This is a genomic window from Brevibacterium sp. 239c (assembly GCF_900169365.1).
GTDB lineage: Bacteria > Actinomycetota > Actinomycetes > Actinomycetales > Brevibacteriaceae > Brevibacterium.
In genome coordinates this window covers 81,813-98,442 of sequence record NZ_FXZH01000009.1, presented here as the reverse complement: position 1 = coordinate 98,442, position 16,630 = coordinate 81,813, and the positions used below count along the sequence as shown (strand labels likewise).

Here is a 16,630-nt window from a genome sequence, read left to right as displayed (position 1 = left end):
GCTCTTCTCACTACCGAAAACAAGGAGAACTAAATGTTCGAGAGACGACTTCGTCCGAGTGCGATGACGGGGCTCAGCGCCTGTGCCGCTCTCGCCCTGACGGCGCCGCTGGTGTGCGCCAGCTCCGCAGCGGCCGCCGAAACACCGGCTGAACTCTATGAAGGCCACGTGCAGGTCGACCGGGGCCAGGCCGATGACCCCGAGGCATTGCAGGGGCAGGTGTTCGACGATGTCAACGAGAACTCGAAGCTCGACGGCGACGAGACCGGCATCGCCGATGTCGCAGTGACCAACGGCGTCGACGTCGTCCAGACCGACGGAGAAGGCGCCTACGAGCTGCCCGTGCGCGACAATATGACGGTCTCCATCACCCAGCCCTCCGGTTGGCAGGTTCCTGTCGACTCGGATAATTTCGCGCAGTTCAGCTACAACCATCTGCCCAAGGGCTCACCAGGCCTCAAATACGGCGGAATCAAACCCACGGGCGAGACTCCGAAGGCCGTGAACTTCCCGATGATCGAGTCCGCGGCGACCGCCTCGGCGAAGCAGAACTGCGCGATCGCCTCCGACACGCAGGCCTATGACAAGACCGAGATGGGCTACGCGCGTGACGGCGCAGTCGGCGACCTTGCCGATCGTGACGACTACAAGGGCTGCGGCGTCCTCCTGCTGGGAGACAATGTGGGCGACGACCTCAGCCTCAATGACGAGCTCCGCGACGTCTACTCGCAGATGAACGGACCTGTCCGTGCCGCACCGGGCAATCATGACCAGGACTACGATTCGCCCGACGATGCTCACGCGCTCGACACCTTCCGTGACCAGTTCGGTCCCGGCTACTTCTCCTATGACGTCGGCGAGACGCACTTCGTCGTCCTCGACAGCATCGAGTACTCGGGCAACGCTTCGACGAAGAAGTACAAGGAGAAGATCGGTGAAGAGCAGCTGGAATGGCTGGAGAACGATCTGAAGAACGTGGCGAAGAACGACCACGTCGTCATCGCCACACACGCACCGATCGTCGACCACCAGCAGGTCATCGTCGATGACGCACCCGACCTCTACGATGTCATCGCCGACTACCCGAATGCGGTGACGATCGGCGGTCACACGCACACGCAGGAGAACCTCGTCGCCGGCGAACAGCGCAAGGAATGGGCCGACGCGGGCATCGACACCCTGCCGAACACCCAGATCGTCGCCGGTGCCGTCTCCGGTGACTGGTACTCCGGCGGACTCAACGCAGACGGGCTTCCCTACGCCTTCACTCGCGATGGGTCAGAACCCGGCATTCTCACCCTCGAATTCGACGGCTCCGACCGCAGCGAGCGCTACACGGTCCGCAACGAATCCGATGATCATCAGCTGCTGTTGGGTGTGAACTCACCCAAATGGCGCGACTGGGCACAGAAGGCTCAGGACTGGCAGGACGCGGACAAGGCAGGCGAAGAGCCTGAGGCCATCTCCGAGCGCGTCGTCACCCGCGAGGACCTCAAACAGGGCGACACCTGGCTGACCTCAAGCTTCCTCGCAGGGACCTCGGATGCCCGAGTCGAGATGAGCTTCGACGGCAAGGCGAACACCGTCGCCGAGCACACTCAGCCCGGCAAGGGCGAGTCGCTGGCCAAGGGCTGGGAATACTCCGACCCGTACACGACATCGCAGAACCTGCGCACCTCGGGCAGCGTCGGTCAGACCAGTTCGCACCTGTGGCGCACAGAGATCCCCTCCGACCTCGACCTGGGCACGCACACCGCCGAAGTCACCGGCACGGACCGCTACGGTCGTGAGTCCACGGAGACCATCCGCTTCACTGTCGTCGAGGACGAGGCCGCTGCGGAGCAGACCTCGAAGAAGCTGCTGCCGGAAGACGGATTCGACACACAGCAGGAGACCAAGGTCGACGAAGACGATCGCAAGGGGCTCGGCTCGGACGAGGCGCGACAGGCCGCGAACTGAGAGATTCCTTTGAGCGAATCGGTTGAGCTTGATTCGCATAGGACAGGGACGGGCACCAACATCATCGATGTCGGCGCCCGCCCCTGTTTCAGTCTGCAGCCAGTCAGTCGGTCAAGTCGCCGCCGTGATCTGCTCAGTCCAATGCGGCGAAAGCCTGTGCAAACTCGGGGGCGATGTCGCTGAGTGTCGGTGGCTGGTCCCACGAGTCCTCCACCGGTGCGGCAGCGACGTGAGCGTCGATGACGGCCAAGCTCAGGGCATCCGCTGCCGCGGCGGTGATCGAGACCTGGTCGAGTGTCGAGGCCGCGAAGTCTGTAGGCAGGTCGACCTCACCAGTCGCGATGGAGAAGACGGTGTCGCCATCGAAGAGCGTGTGCGAGGGGTGGACTGCCCGCGCGATGCCGGCGTGAGCACCTGAGGCCATGCGGGTGACCTGGGCCGGATCCAAGGTGGCGTTCGTGGCGACGATGGCGATGGTCGTGTTCTTCGCCGAGGTGGCCTCCGCCGTGGATACGGGGGCCGCGGGCAGGTGCCCGATCCCGGGCAGATCGAACCCATAGGAGCGCAGAAGTGGGTGCGCCCACAGCGTGCCATCGGGGGTGCCGATCGTCCCGAGCGGGTTGGCCACCACAAGCGCGGCGACAATGTACCCGCTGGGCAGTCGGATCGAGACCGAACCCAATGAGCTGCGCATGGTCTGCATTCCCGATCGAGCACCAAGACCGGCGCCGAGGCTGCCCCTGACCGAAATTGGCTCTGCCCCTTCGTGGGTTGGCTGCAGAGCGCTATGAGCCGCAGCGACGCCGTCGTCGTGTGTGGGCGGACGGGCCGTCCCATCGCCGCGCCCGAGATCGAAGATAGCGGCCGCCGGGACGAGGGGAATGACCGTGTCCGCAAGTCCTGGGGCGGGGAATCCACGCCCCGCCTCGGCGAGGGTGGCAACGACACCGCTGACAGACTGCAGTCCCAGTGCCGAGCCCCCGGTGAGGACGATCGCATCGGCACCGTAGGAATGGGTGCCGGGGGCGATGACGTCCGTTTCATGGGTGGCTGGCCCGCCGCCGCGGACGTCGACGCCGACCTGCGCTCCTGGGGGAGGCAGTACGGCGGTGACGCCGGTCAGCCGATGCGGGGCGAACTGACCGGCGTGGCCCACAGCGATCCCCGGGATCTCCAGGATGCCCCGACCCCGTATCGGGCCTGCGTTCATCGTCCCTGGACCCAAGCCTCTACCTCGGCGCGGGTGCGCGGGAAGTCGGCCGAGAGGTTCTCGACCCCATCTGCGGTGACGAGCACGTCGTCTTCGATGCGGACACCGTTGCCGCGGAATTCTTCGGGCAGGAGCAGGTCATCGGTCTTGAAGTACAACCCGGGCTCGATCGTGAAGACCATGCCGGGTTCGAGCACTGCATCGAGATACATCTCGGCCCGAGCCTGCGCACAGTCGTGGACGTCGAGTCCCAGGTGGTGGCTGGTTCCGTGCACCATCCACCGGCGGTGATGCTGGCCTTCCGGCGACAGCGACTGGGCCGCAGAGACCGGCAGGATGCCGAATTCTTCGAGACGGGCGGCGATGACCTCCATCGCCGCTCCGTGGATTTCGCGGAACTTGACCTCACGGTTGACGTGATCAGCGGCGACAGCGAAGGCCGCATCCGAAGCGTCGAGGACGGCATCGTAGATCTTCGCCTGGACCTCGGTGAAGGTTCCGGAAACCGGGAGAGTGCGGGTGATGTCGGCGGTGTAGAGGGAATCCGCCTCTGCGCCGGCATCGACGAGGACGAGATCCCCGGCCTGCACCGCACCGTCATTGCGGATCCAGTGCAAGGTGCAGGCGTGATTGCCTGCGGCCGCGATCGTGTCGTAGCCGATGCCGTTGCCATCGGAGCGGGCAGCGGTTTCGAATGCAGTCTCGATGATGCGTTCGCCGCGTCGATGGGCGAGTGCATCGGGCAGTGCGGCGACGACGTTGTCGAAGCCGGAGCGGGTGATGGCCACGGCTTCACGCAGAGCCTTCACCTCATGCTCGTCCTTGATCAGTCGCAGCTCGGACAGCAGCTGTGTCAGCTCGGCATCGCCAGCTTCGGAGATCTCGAGATCGGCCTGCACCTGGGTGCGGGCGACGTCGATGACAGAGTCGATGCGGGCATCGGCCTGGCGGACCAGTCGAACGGAGATCGCGCCGAGGTCTTTGGTGATCGCGTCGTCGACTGTGGCCGAGCTCTCGGTGGCGATACCTGTCATCGTCGACATCGCTTCGAGGTCGGCGCGGGGTCCGACCCAGTATTCGCCGTACCGGGAGTCGGAAAAGAACTCGACGGTGTCCGACCCTGCGCGGGGGCGGAAGTACAAGGTCACGTTGTGGGTGTCGTCCTCGGGCTCGAAGACGAGGACGGCGTCGGGCTCAGAGTCGGCCTCGAGTCCGGTCAGGTGGATGAATGCAGAGTGGGCGCGGAACCGGTAGTCGGTGTCGTTTGAGCGCACCTTGTGACCGCCGGCTGGGATGACGAGTCGTTCACCGGGGAAGGCCGCGGAGACCTGTGCCCGCCGTTCGGGAGTGAACCCGGCTGCGGCAAGAGCCTGAGCGTCTAGCGGCGTGCGGTCCCACCCCTCGGCGACGAAATCGCGGAATGCTTGCGAATTGGGGCGGTGGGAGCGGTTGTTGACGCGATCGTCGAGGGCCTGGGTCGTGTCGGTGCTATCTTCATTCTGGGCTGTCATGCTTCCATTCTAGGCTCTGCCTGCAGGCAGAGCCTGAACGAGGATGAGCTTCCTCGGTGACAGCGGATAGACTGGGTGCATGGTCATTGATCTCCATGTGCACACTGCGTTCTCGGACGGGACTCAAACCCCGTCCGAACTTATGTCCGAAGCGTCGATGGAAGGCATCGACGTGCTCGGCCTCACGGACCATGATTCCACCGCCGGGTGGGCGCCAGCGGAAGCTGCCGCCAGGGTCTACGGTCTGGGTCTGGTCCGGGGAATGGAGATCTCGTGTCGACACGAGGGAATCAGCGTGCACCTGCTGTCCTACCTCCACGACCCCTATGACACCGGTTTGGCCGCGGTGGTCGAGGAGACCCGACGCGCCCGGATTGATCGCACTCACCTCATCATCGATCGTCTCGCAGAGGACTACCCAATCGACATGGACGCGGTTCTCGCAGTCTCCGGTGAAGATGCGACGATCGGTCGACCTCATATCGCCGACGCTCTGGTCGCCGCCGGAATCGTCGAGTCGCGCACCGAAGCCTTCGGCTCGATCCTGTCCAGCCACGGCAAATACCATGTCAGTCTGCCGACGATCGATCCCATCACGGCCATCTCACTGATTCGAGAGGCCGGGGGAGTCTCCGTCTTCGCCCACCCGCGCGCCGCAATGCGCGGACTGGTCGTCCCCGATACGGCGATGGCCGAATTCATCGCCGTCGGTCTCGACGGTCTTGAGGTCGATCATCGAGACAACCCGCCGAACGAACGCGAGATCATGCGCAGGCTCGCGAACGAGCATGATCTCATCATCACCGGGTCGAGTGATTATCACGGCACTGGAAAGCCCAACCGGCTGGGTGAGCACGTGACGACGGACCACATGTTCGCAAAGCTCCTCGATCGTGCGAACTCCCGTCCTGGGGGAGTCGACTTCATTCAGGGCTGAGCACCGACCTCACCCGAGGATTCTGCGCAGGCGCAGCTTTCCCCACGCCAAGCTGAGTGCGTAGGACAAGACCGCGGTCAGGCCGAGATAGCCCACATACTGCACAACCAGCAGCAGGGGCGAGGCATCGACGACGAAGAGGCGCTCGAAGAAGAGCTCGAGGAAGAAGACATGGACGAGGAAAGCACCGAATGAGGCACCAGCCAGTTTCGTGAAGAACCGTTTCGTGCGCTCTCCCAGTTCGATGCGGGAGATGATGAGGATGACGCTGACCGCCAGTCCCACGATGAGCGGGTTGGCATTGGCAATCGGGTACGAATAGTCCGATTCCCAAAAGAAGACCCCAGCTGCGCAGACTCCGAAAGCGAGCACGAGGGTCCACCTGGGTGGTCGCAGATCCTTTGCATAGTGGATGAAGAATGCACCCATGCAGAAGTACACCACCTGGTAGGTCGCAAAACCCCACCTCCAGGCGTCCTGACTGGAACCGAGCTGCTCAAGCACGAACGGCGCCCAGACGCTCGAGCCGGCCAAGACGACGGCCAGGGCTGCGAGCTTCCACGGCCGCTGCCCGCGCCAGAACAGCACGAGAGTTCCGAAGACGAGGATGAGTGGGATATAAGCGTAGAGATACCAGAGGTGGAAGGCAGGACGGTCGGCTTCGAGGAAGGTTCTGACCAGGTCGTGTCGCACATCGACACTGTCAGTGTCGAAGAGATTGAAGCCGAGGATGAAGATGATCGACCACGCGAACAGCGGCACGAAATGACGGATGATGCGATCCCAAACTTTCGCGCCTGACCGCGGGGGTGCACCCACCAGGGTCGCCCAGCCGGCGATCATGAAGAACATCGGCACCGCCCACGGATTGACCGCCTCGGCGAGGTGGCCCAACAGCCAGGCGTGACTGCTCTCTTCGGCCTCACCGCGTCCGATGAGGACACCACCGGAATGTCCGACCATCACAGTCAGTCCGGCCAGGACCCGCATGACATCGACGTCGTGGCGGTGGCCTTGGGAAGCGAGGGGGAATTCCTGAGGCCGTGTCTGGGGGCGGATGCCATCCGGTGGTGGTGCTTCGAAGGACTCCGCATCCGGTGGGTGTGAACCGAACAAAACTCACTCGCGTTCATGCTAGACGACATAGGCTCAGCCATTGTCTGGGCACGAATTGAACGCAATATGAACGAGCGGCCCCGGCCGGTGTGGTCGGGGCCGCTCGTTCGGCTGTGACGTGCTTAGACGAAGTCCCTATTCCGCGGAGTTCTGGCCTTCGCTGGGGGCGCTTGACGTGCGTCCCACAGGCTTGCCGCCGCGGGTGCGTCGACGTTCACGGCTGCGGCGTGGCTTCTTCGGTGCTTCGTCGCCTGCGGAAGAACCGCTGCGGTTCGAGGAACCGCCTCGCCGCGATTCAGATTTCTTGGGACCTGTGTGGTCGTCGGAGCCTTCGGTCTGCTGCCTGCGCAGGCGCCCCTTCGTTCCCTTCGGAATGGAGAGGTCGGTGAAGAAGTGCGGTGAGGTCGAGTAGGTCTCGGCCGGTTCGTCATGGTCGATTCCGAGAGCCTTGTTGATCAGACGCCAGCGAGGCATGTCGTCCCAGTCGACCAGGGTCACGGCGATGCCCTTGTTGCCGGCACGACCGGTGCGGCCGATGCGGTGGACGTAGGTCTTCTCATCGTCAGGGCACTGGTAGTTCACGACGTGGGTGACATCGTCGATGTCGATTCCGCGGGCCGCAACATCGGTGGCCACGAGGACGTCGACCTGACCGTCGCGGAAGGACTTCAGTGCCTTCTCACGCTGGGCCTGGCCGAGGTCGCCGTGCAGGGGCTTGACCTGGAAGCCACGGTCGCCGAGTTCGGCGGCGAGCTTGTCTGCGGTGCGCTTGGTGCGGGTGAAGATGATGGTGCGTCCGCGTCCCTCGGCCTGCAGCATGCGGGCGACGAGTTCGCTCTTGTCCATGGAGTGGGCGCGGTAGACGAACTGTTGTGTGTTCTTGCCCAGCAGTGACAGGTCTTCGTTGTCGTGGGCGCGAATATGTGTCGGGCGGCTCATGTAGCGGCGGGCCAAGGTGATGACCGCGCCGGGCATGGTGGCGGAGAAGAGCATCGTCTGGCGGTGTGCGGGCACAGCGTTGATGATCTTCTCAACGTCGGGCAGGAACCCGAGGTCGAGCATCTCATCAGCCTCGTCGAGGACGACCGTGCGGACCTTGTGCAACCTAAGGACCTTGCGCCCGTAGAGGTCGAGGAGGCGGCCGGGAGTGCCGACGACGACATCGACACCCGATTTGAGCTTCTTGATCTGCGGGTCGAAGTCCATGCCGCCGTAAATGGTCATGATGTCGATGTCACGCTGAGTGGATGCGGTGACGAGGTCGGCAGCGACCTGCTTCGCGAGCTCACGTGTGGGGACGACAACGAGAGCCTGGGGGAGGCGTGTCTCACTCGAGTCGGACACCATCTCGGGCGTGTTCTCGGGATCGACCGGGGCAGACCCGTCTTCATTCTTGCCCATGACACGCTGGAGCAGAGGAATGCCGAAGCCCAGCGTCTTGCCGGTTCCGGTCTTCGCCTGTCCGATGATGTCGGCTCCGGACAGTGCCACCGGCAGTGTCATCGCCTGGATCGGGAAGGGGTGGGTGATGCCCTTGGCAGCCAGCGCGGCCACGATCGGTCCAGCAACTCCAAGTTCAGCGAAATCTGGTTCTGTCTCCGCCATGTTTCAAAACTCCTTTTAGCGCCTTCGCGCTCGTCATGGTCGTGAACCGGTACTCTTGAGTTATGCCCGATTCTGCCCCATTGGCCGGTAATAATGCTGCTACGCTCGCGCTTCTGGCGTTCGGCGAGCTGACCGCTTTCGAACGAATGGCCACCAACGCAACCACCGCTGTGCACATGGACGATAAAGTCACTTTGGCGCGGCTGGCCTCTCTGTCCTTTGCGAACTTCGAAGAGCTCTCGCAGCACATCAGTCGATTGGGCCAGGATGCGGTCGAGCTCTGTCAGCATTTCGAGCCGACCTTCTCCGTGCTGGCTGAACGGACTCGTCCTCGTGACTGGCACGAAAGTCTCATGAAGGGATTCGTCTTCGACGGAATCATGAATGACTTCTACCGCACGGCCGTGAATGAGCTCAGCGAACCCGGATACAGCCTGGCAATTACAATTCTCGATGATACACGTGCGACCGAATATGTGCGCAATCGTCTGACTGCAGACGTGGCTGCCGACACCCAGCTGGCCTCGCGTCTGGCGCTGTGGGGACGCAAGCTTGTGGCCGAGACCCTGGGGCGTGCACGCAACCTTCTCACCGACCCGTTTCTCGGCATCGACGAGGAATCGGTGGTGGCATCGATTCCTGCGGTGACGGCCAATCATTCGAAGCGGATGTCGGCTCTGGGACTCGTCGCCTGAGGCTCCGCGATTCCGGTACGTGAATAGGCTGGGGGCCCGGTGAGAAACCGGGCCCCCAGCCTATTCACGGGGAATTCACCGAGACGCGGTGTTCAGCCGTGCACGATGCTCTGCGCAGGCAGTCGTTCAGGCTCCGAAGCCGACGCGACGGGCAGTTTCCGTGCCGATCTCCACATAGGCCAAAGCCGATGCCGGGACGAAGACCTGGCGGCCCTTCTGGTCTGTGAAGGACAGCAGCGAATCGGCCTTGACGGATTCTTCCAAGCGTGCGGCCAGATCCTTCGGTGTCTCGTCGGAATCCATGACGATTTCGCGTGGTGACTGCTTGACGCCGATCTTGATTTCCATTGTGCTCCTTGTACAGGTCGTGGTGTGATTCGTGTTCAGCATAACGTCAGCGGAGACGTGTTTTCTTCCCTCATCAGGTCAGAGTTCCCAGTCACTTCGTAGTGAAGGACTGGAGTCCGCCCCAGCTCATCTGTGTGAGCAGGCTGACGGCGGTGTCGACGTCGATCTCCGGCGTCGTCTCAAGCTGTTTGACGACGACCTCGGCGGTGCCGATGAGCGTCCGGCACAGCATTCGAGCCTGGATGTCATCAAGATCGGTGTAGCTCTTCAGTGCAGACATGACACGGGAGGCGGTGCGTTCACGCAGGTTGCGGATTCGCTGCTGTGCCTCGGGTTCGTAGACATCTGAGTTGAAGAGGATGACGAATTCTTCGCGGTGGGAGACGACGAATTCGAAGTAGGAACGATATGTGGCACGGACCTTCTCATGGGGATCATCGGTCGATCCGATCGCGACATCGAGGGCCGTGTCGAGGTGCGCGGCGGAATCGTCGATGAGCGCCAGGTAGAGGTCTTGCTTCGATGCGAAGTGCTGGTAGAGGACAGGCTTTGAGACGCCAGCCGCCTCGGCGATCGTGTCCATTGAGGTGGTCCGGTATCCGCGGGTTGCGAAGACAGAACGTGCCACCCCCACCAACTGGTCACGGCGCTGTTCACGGGGCAATCTTTGTTGCGGACTCGACATCCCATCATGCTACGCGAAAACCTAGTCCGGGTCCCGGCAACGCGCTCGACCTCGGCCACATCGCCCTCATGTCCGTGGCTCGTGATGGAATACGAGTATGGATGAAGTGACTGAGGGAATCGGCGCGAAGCTGCTCGCGGGGGAGTCGGTAACGGTCGTGGGACGTCCCGGAACGGGCAAGACGACGATGCTCGAAACCGTCTACGCGCATCTGATGTCGGCGGTGAGTCCCGCATCGGTGCTGGTTCTCACGCCCAACCGTGATCATGCCGACGTGCTGCGCAACCGACTCGCAGTGCCAGCAGATGCAGTGTTGGCAGCGGCTCCTGCTCGAAGCATCTCATCGTTTGCCTACGGGATTGCCCGGGCGGCTCATACGACGCAGACCGGGGAAGACCTGGAGTTCATCTCGGGAGCGGACCAGGACGTGTTCCTCGCTGATCTTCTCGCCGGGCATGAGCACGGCTATGTTCGAGGCCCCGCCTGGCCGTCCGAGATCACCGCGGAGGTGAGATCGACTTCGGCATTTCGGACAGAGGTCCGTGACTTCCTCAACAGAATCATGGAATTCGATTTCGGTGTTCGGGTTCCGGCCCCGGCGGTCGATGGTGTGCCCGGTCAGGCTCCGGAATTCGTGTTCGACTTCGGTCGCAGCGTCCTTGATCGTGTGCTTGAAAGACACCACGATCCGCGGTGGGAGGCTGTGGCCCAGGTGCTCGACGAGTACCTCGACATCATGAGCATGCCCGGCTACGGAGGCACAGACTCTGCGACCGTCCTGGCGCGAGCGGCGTTCGAAGTCCTGCGCGAACCCGCCGAGGTGACCGCGGGCCGAGCCTGGACCTTCGCTCCCGATGTGGTTCCCACCGTTGTCTTAGCCGATGGAGTCCAAGATTTCCCCGCTGCGAGCTGGGGTTTGCTAGAGCAGCTGCGTGAGCGCGGGAGTGCTCTGGCGCTGTTCGGCAGTCCAGAAACCGTGACCGGACGCTTTCACGGGGCCGACGCCTCGATCATCGATCGCAGCGTTGCCGATGGGGACTTCACGACCGTGGTCCTCTCCGACGTGCAGGGCACGGGACCCGACATCATCGACGTCAGCGATGACTTCGGTCACCGCATCACCACACGGTGGGGTCTGCGCCATATGCCGCGGCCCACGGGGGATCCTGAGACCACAGACGACAGCTCGGCACCCGGTGACATGTCCCTCGACGCCGATGTCGACACACCCGATGGCGCGGACACTTCGTCCGTGAATGATGTGCCTGCGAGCGTGGAGACGCATGTGTTCGAGGGAGCAGCCTCGAGCTATCGGTACCTGGCGAGGCGAGTGACGGAGTTCGTCGACGCCGGCCATGCGTGGTCAGATGTGGCCGTGCTGTGTCGAAACACCTCGACTGCCCGAGTCGTGGCGAACGAATTGAGTGCCTCAGGCGTTGCGACCGCGAACATCATGCAGCCTCTCAGCATCGATCCCGCCACCGCACCGCTGCTCGAGCTGCTTTCGCACACACCAGACTTTGCTGACGACGAATCGATTGCGGCACAGGCTCTGGCCTTGGCCGGAAGCGTCTATGTTCGCCTCGACCCGGTTCAGATCAGACGATTCAAACGTGTGGTGAGGAAGAATTTTCCGGCACCGAACAGTTCGACGTCTCTGGCTCACGCACTGCGCAGCGAGGTCGACGACTCATCTCCAACCGGGCTGGCCACGATCGCTCGGATGCTGCGAGCAGCAGCTGAGGTGCGATCGGTCGACCCGCATCAGGCACTGTGGATGATCTGGTCAGCGTCGGGTGTGGCCGAGAGGTGGCAGTCGGAGGCGCTTCGAGACCCGGAGTCAGTGGCCAATTCCCACCTGGACTCGGTGCTGCGGTTGTTCACCTTAGCGGAGAAGATCTCCGACCGTGGAGGATTCACAGCACGTTCGTTCGCTGGGATCGTGGCCGAACAGGACATCGCGCAGGACTCCTTGGCTGCGCGGGCCGGCACGGATGATCACGTGCAGGTGGGCACCCCGTCGTCTCTGGCGCATCTGCGAGTGCCGCTGGTCATCATCGCCGAGGTGAACGAAGGGGTATGGCCCAACCCGAAGATTCGTGGCGGCATCCTCGGGCTCGACGATCTCAGCGCCGTGCTGGCAACCGGTGATACCGCGACCGGTGACCCGGGCTACCACTCCCATGCCAAACGGAAGAACCTGCGCGAAGAGGGCGAACTTTTCTACACGGCGCTGACTCGGGCCGAAGCACACATCATCGTCACCGCAATCTCTGATGCAGAGAGCAGCCCATCACCGTTCTTCGACGTCATGGCCGCACGAACAGAGAAGGGCACGGAGGATGCCGACAGCTACGCGATCACTCACGAAGACGAGCTCCTTCCCCTGTCGCTGGCAGAGATGGCTGCACACACTCGGGCACGCCTGCTGAGTGCCGCTGCAGACCCGGGACAGGAAGAAGCACCCGATGAAGAGGTGGAGGACTGGGCGCAGCTGCTGGCGGCGCTGACGGCCACCAGCTCTACGGTCGAACCACCCGAACAATGGCGTGAGACCGAAGACATCACCTCCTCAGAGCCTCTCTTCACCTCCGAGGACACAGTGCGAGTCTCACCATCGCAGGTCGAGTCCTTCACCGACTGCTCACTGCGCTGGTTCCTCACACGCAACGGAGGCGATAGGCCAGGGTCGATGGCCCAGAATCTGGGGACAATCATCCATGCCGCGGCGGAGAACTTCCCACGGGGGCCTGCCTCGGACATCCGGGAATACGTCGACCATGAATTTGCGACCCTCGAATTCGACGCGGAGTGGGAGCGGGATCGCGAACACTCTGTGGCGATGAAGATGGCCGACCGCCTCGGTGAATACATCAAGACCGCACCCGGTGAACCCATCGGAGTCGAAGCTCAGGTGTACGCCACCGGGGTGGATGACAAGGGCCAGGAATGGAAGGTCACCGGGCGCCTCGACCGACTCGAACAGATGCCCGAGGGCATCCGAATCGTCGACTTCAAAACCGGAAAGAACGTCGTCAAGGGTCAGGAGATGCCCCGCCACGCTCAGCTTGGTGTCTACCAGGAGGCGATCAACTCCGGAACCATCACCATCGGTGACGACCAGGTCATCGACGCTAAAGCGTATGGAGCGGAACTCGTGTTCCTGCGCCATTCCAAACAGACGACGAGAGAGCAGTCCGCGCTCGAGATCGACGAAGACCCGGGGTGGGCCCGAGACCTCATCAACGATGTCTCCGATCGTATGCGAGCTGCCGAATTCCCGGCCCGAGTCGAACCTCAGAAGTGTCTGAGCTGTCCTGTCCGCACCTCCTGCCCGGCAATCGGGCCACAGACGTTGGAAGAGTCCTGATGCGCTTCACTGCAGAACAACTGGCCCGCCTGACCGCCGCCGATCCCGGGCAGGCATTCCCACCGAGCGAAGAGCAGCGAATCATCATCGAAGCCGACCCGCAGCAATCGATGAAGGTCACTGCCGGCGCAGGTTCAGGCAAGACGACTGTGATCTCCCAACGCGTCGTATGGCTCGTGGCCAATGGCTTCGTGGCCCCCGAAGAGATCCTGGGGCTGACCTTCACTCGGAAGGCCGTGGGCGAACTGGGCGGTCGGATCAGAGTGCTCCTGGCCCGGCTGCGCCATAACCTCGGGCTGGGGGCGGAGATGAGCCTGCCTGGTCTCGACAACCCCACAGTGTCGACCTACAACTCCTATGCGGCTTCAATAGTCAGCGAGCACGGAGTCAGCATCGGCATCGAACCAGAGACGGTGCTGCTCGATGATGCCGCCGCCCATACGATCGCCGGTTCGATCGTCGACTCCACCTCAACAGACGAGATCCCCGGGGACTTCGCACGAGAGACGATGATCGCTGACATCATCTCGCTGGCAGCGGCGATGAATGACCATGGTCGCGACCTCGACGAAGTCACGGACTATCTCGACCAGTGTCTGCAGGCACTCGTCTCGAGCAAGGGCAAGCCCGTGGATCCCAACGGTCGTCGGGCCAAACTCGAGGCGAAGATCAAGACAGCGAAATTGGCCGACGCATACATGATGGCCAAACGTCGCAACCTGGCCATGGATTTCTCGGACCAGGTGCGGTTCGCTCAGCGCATCCTCGACGAAGTGCCGGCGGCCCGCAGCGCCGAACAGCAGCGGTGGTCGATCGTTCTCCTTGACGAATTCCAAGACACTTCGGTCGCACAGCTGAACCTGCTGCACGACTTGTTCCAATCCACCGCGGTGACCGCCGTGGGCGATCCCAGGCAAGCCATCTACGGTTGGCGCGGTGCCAGCGCCGACAACATGATCCGCTTCTCAGCAGACTTCGACAATGTGGAAGCACTGACTCTGAGCACCAGCTGGCGCAACGACCACACGATTCTCCAAGTCGCCAACCGGACAGCTGAGGGATTGGCCGGGAGCAGAGAAACGCCGTTGTCGGCTCGCGCAGGAGCAGGAGACGGTGGCGTGGCCATCGACATCAGTTCGGGAGCACACGATCCGGATTTCCTCACTGTCGGACTCAGGTCACTGACACAGTGGGTCGCCACCGTTCCCGCAGGGTCATCCATCGCGGTTCTGTGCCGCAAACGCGCCCATTTCGCACCGGTTGCCGCGGCATTGGAAGCTGCCGGCTACGCCGTTCACGTCCACGGCTCATCGGGTCTCCTGAGCGACCCCTTCGTCGCCGACCTGCGGGCAGTGCTCACGGCCGCCGTCGACCCGATGGCCGGTGACAGTCTGATGCGGCTGATCAGCGGACGTCTGCTGGGACTCGGTGCCACAGACATCGCCGCTCTGCAGACATTCACCCGGAAGCAGAACGATTCGCGACTGGCCGAGTTCATAGGCGAGAGTCCTGACGGTGCTGGAGTCGTGCCCGAATCCATCGACCAGCCGACCATCGTCGAAGGCCTTGACGAACTCATCGACCTCTCTGACACGCTCGACGGGTCGGCACGCAACGCTGGCGCACGGTCAATGGTGAACAACTTCCGCAATTCCGGTCTGAGCACGACCGCACTCGACCGCCTGGTGAGGTTGGCACGGGCTCTGCGCCATGTCCGTTCCGGTTCGGGGACCATCGCGACCATCATTCGTACCGCGATGACTGAAACCGGCGTCGACTCAGACATCTGGGGACTGAGTGACTCTCTGCGCAACCTCCACCGCTCTGCGATCGACTCCTTCCTGTCCGCTGCAAGCCAGTACTCGGCAACCGACGATCAGCCGTCCGTGCCGGGCTTCCTCGAATGGCTGACCCTGATGGAGGCGAAGGATGCGCTGAGCGTGGCCGAGCCGAATTCAGCCTCCGACGCGATCGACATCATGACGGTCCACGCCTCGAAGGGACTCGAGTTCGACGCAGTCGCTGTGCCGTCGTTGGTAGTCAAGGACTTCCCGACGGAACCGCGAGACAAAGAAGGGTGGATGGACAGAACAGCACTTCCGTACCCACTGCGAGGCGACCGCGCTCATCTGGTCGACTATGATCTTCGCACCGCCGACTTCGACACGAAGAAGGCACTCGATGAATGGGTCAGCGAATTCATCAAACCAGCCATCGCGGATGCGCACGAGGAAGAGGAACGACGCCTTGCCTACGTGGCATTCACCCGCGCCAAGCACTACCTGTGGTTGGGTGCGGAGCTGATGGGCGCCAGAGCCAACCCAGACGAACCGTCCCCGTTCCTGACCGAGGCGATCGAGGTACTGGAGCGCAATGTCGACATGCCAGAACCCGCCGAGGAATCTGCTGAGGACCGTATCGAAACAAGCATCTGGCCCGTGCCCCGGACTGACCGCGTGTCCACAGCCAGGCGAGCGGCAGACTGGGTCAGCTCCGCTGCCCCGGCCGGCCTGGATGAGTTGGGGCAGAAGCCGGGCTTGGTGGGCCGATATGCGCGACAGGCGCTGCGGATCAGCAGTCGCCAAGGCGCAGGCACCACCGGAAGCGTGCCGGATCGACTCTCGGCGACAGCACTCGTCTCGTGGCGCAGAGACCCCCAACAATTCATCACTCAGACATTGCGCCCGATCCCGAATCCCCCGAGCCGAGCCGCAGAGATCGGAACCACTTTCCACTCCTGGGTCGAGCAGCATTTCGGACAGGCGAGCATCGACATCGACGACGAACAACAGGTCCAGGCCATCGACAAAGCGACGATCGAACGTCTGCAGCAGACATTCATCGGCTCCGAATTCGCGAGCAGGCATGCCGATCACATCGAGATGTCATTCGAACTCGTCCTCGGCCGGTTCAGAGTCCCTGGCAAGATCGACGCGGTCTTCATCACAGGCGATCACGCTGAGGTCGTTGATTGGAAGACGTCCAAACAGCCGGACGAGCAGACTCTGGAGGTCATGAAATGGCAACTGGCTCTCTACCGGTTCGCCATTCAGCGGGTCCATCCCGAGATCACCGAGGTGACGGGGACCTTCTACTTCGTCGGCAGCGACGACATCGTGCGGTTCACCCAGCTGCCGGAGGAAGCCGACATCATTGCGTGGTTGGAGGCCAACGACAGCACGTGAGGCAGGAAC

The 16,630-nt window shown here is 62.8% G+C and carries 11 protein-coding genes; 5 read left to right on the top strand and 6 right to left on the bottom strand.

Annotation, left to right across the window (positions count from 1 at the left end):
* Nucleotides 1-33 precede the first annotated feature (33 nt).
* Nucleotides 34-1,959, top strand: coding sequence for a calcineurin-like phosphoesterase family protein (locus BSP239C_RS10300; protein WP_101572503.1), 1,926 nt, complete (start codon nt 34-36; stop codon nt 1,957-1,959).
* Between the two features lie 133 nt (nt 1,960-2,092).
* On the opposite strand, the gene BSP239C_RS10295 is transcribed toward BSP239C_RS10300, so the two are convergent.
* Nucleotides 2,093-3,169: a P1 family peptidase gene (locus tag BSP239C_RS10295; RefSeq protein ID WP_101572501.1), complete on the bottom strand. Its 1,077-nt coding sequence runs from the start codon at nt 3,167-3,169 to the stop codon at nt 2,093-2,095.
* Nucleotides 3,166-4,680: an aminopeptidase P family protein gene (locus BSP239C_RS10290; RefSeq protein ID WP_096162880.1), complete on the bottom strand. Its 1,515-nt coding sequence runs from the start codon at nt 4,678-4,680 to the stop codon at nt 3,166-3,168. The genes BSP239C_RS10295 and BSP239C_RS10290 overlap by 4 nt, the downstream gene beginning before the upstream one ends.
* Nucleotides 4,681-4,759: 79 nt before the next feature.
* Between BSP239C_RS10290 and BSP239C_RS10285 the strand changes: the two genes are divergently transcribed.
* The gene (locus tag BSP239C_RS10285) at nt 4,760-5,617 is read left to right on the top strand and encodes a PHP domain-containing protein (protein WP_096162879.1); all 858 of its coding nucleotides are present in this window, start codon (nt 4,760-4,762) and stop codon (nt 5,615-5,617) included.
* Between the two features lie 9 nt (nt 5,618-5,626).
* Here the strand turns inward: BSP239C_RS10285 and BSP239C_RS10280 are convergent, their stop codons facing one another.
* Both BSP239C_RS10280 and BSP239C_RS10275 read right to left on the bottom strand, forming a co-directional pair.
* Nucleotides 5,627-6,733, bottom strand: coding sequence for an acyltransferase (locus BSP239C_RS10280; protein ID WP_096162878.1), 1,107 nt, complete (start codon nt 6,731-6,733; stop codon nt 5,627-5,629).
* Nucleotides 6,734-6,868: 135 nt separating this feature from the next.
* On the bottom strand, nt 6,869-8,338 hold the full coding sequence (locus BSP239C_RS10275; RefSeq protein ID WP_101572499.1) for a DEAD/DEAH box helicase: 1,470 nt from the start codon (nt 8,336-8,338) through the stop codon (nt 6,869-6,871).
* Nucleotides 8,339-8,400: 62 nt separating this feature from the next.
* Between BSP239C_RS10275 and BSP239C_RS10270 the strand changes: the two genes are divergently transcribed.
* A complete protein-coding gene (locus tag BSP239C_RS10270; protein WP_096162876.1) occupies nt 8,401-9,033 on the top strand; it encodes a ferritin-like fold-containing protein in 633 nt (210 codons plus the stop codon).
* 126 nt (nt 9,034-9,159) lie between these two features.
* Here BSP239C_RS10270 and BSP239C_RS10265 read toward each other — a convergent pair whose 3' ends face one another.
* Both BSP239C_RS10265 and BSP239C_RS10260 read right to left on the bottom strand, forming a co-directional pair.
* The gene (locus tag BSP239C_RS10265; protein ID WP_096162875.1) at nt 9,160-9,381 is read right to left on the bottom strand and encodes a DUF3107 domain-containing protein; all 222 of its coding nucleotides are present in this window, start codon (nt 9,379-9,381) and stop codon (nt 9,160-9,162) included.
* A gap of 91 nt (nt 9,382-9,472) precedes the next feature.
* Nucleotides 9,473-10,009, bottom strand: a complete 537-nt coding sequence (locus BSP239C_RS10260; protein WP_257930166.1) for a TetR/AcrR family transcriptional regulator — start codon at nt 10,007-10,009, stop codon at nt 9,473-9,475.
* Between the two features lie 154 nt (nt 10,010-10,163).
* Between BSP239C_RS10260 and BSP239C_RS10255 the strand changes: the two genes are divergently transcribed.
* A complete protein-coding gene (locus BSP239C_RS10255) occupies nt 10,164-13,436 on the top strand; it encodes a PD-(D/E)XK nuclease family protein (protein ID WP_101572495.1) in 3,273 nt (1,090 codons plus the stop codon).
* On the top strand, nt 13,436-16,621 hold the full coding sequence (locus tag BSP239C_RS10250) for an ATP-dependent DNA helicase (RefSeq protein WP_101572493.1): 3,186 nt from the start codon (nt 13,436-13,438) through the stop codon (nt 16,619-16,621). Before BSP239C_RS10255 ends, BSP239C_RS10250 begins: the two co-directional genes overlap by 1 nt.
* Nucleotides 16,622-16,630: the final 9 nt, after the last annotated feature.

Coding starts and splice junctions, on each gene's coding strand:
- BSP239C_RS10300 (WP_101572503.1), top strand. CDS start 34: ATGTTCGAGAGACGACTTCGTCCGAGTGCGATGACGGGGCTCAGCGCC.
- BSP239C_RS10295 (WP_101572501.1), bottom strand. CDS start 3,169: ATGAACGCAGGCCCGATACGGGGTCGGGGCATCCTGGAGATCCCGGGG.
- BSP239C_RS10290 (WP_096162880.1), bottom strand. CDS start 4,680: ATGACAGCCCAGAATGAAGATAGCACCGACACGACCCAGGCCCTCGAC.
- BSP239C_RS10285 (WP_096162879.1), top strand. CDS start 4,760: ATGGTCATTGATCTCCATGTGCACACTGCGTTCTCGGACGGGACTCAA.
- BSP239C_RS10275 (WP_101572499.1), bottom strand. CDS start 8,338: ATGGCGGAGACAGAACCAGATTTCGCTGAACTTGGAGTTGCTGGACCG.
- BSP239C_RS10270 (WP_096162876.1), top strand. CDS start 8,401: ATGCCCGATTCTGCCCCATTGGCCGGTAATAATGCTGCTACGCTCGCG.
- BSP239C_RS10265 (WP_096162875.1), bottom strand. CDS start 9,381: ATGGAAATCAAGATCGGCGTCAAGCAGTCACCACGCGAAATCGTCATG.
- BSP239C_RS10255 (WP_101572495.1), top strand. CDS start 10,164: ATGGATGAAGTGACTGAGGGAATCGGCGCGAAGCTGCTCGCGGGGGAG.
- BSP239C_RS10250 (WP_101572493.1), top strand. CDS start 13,436: ATGCGCTTCACTGCAGAACAACTGGCCCGCCTGACCGCCGCCGATCCC.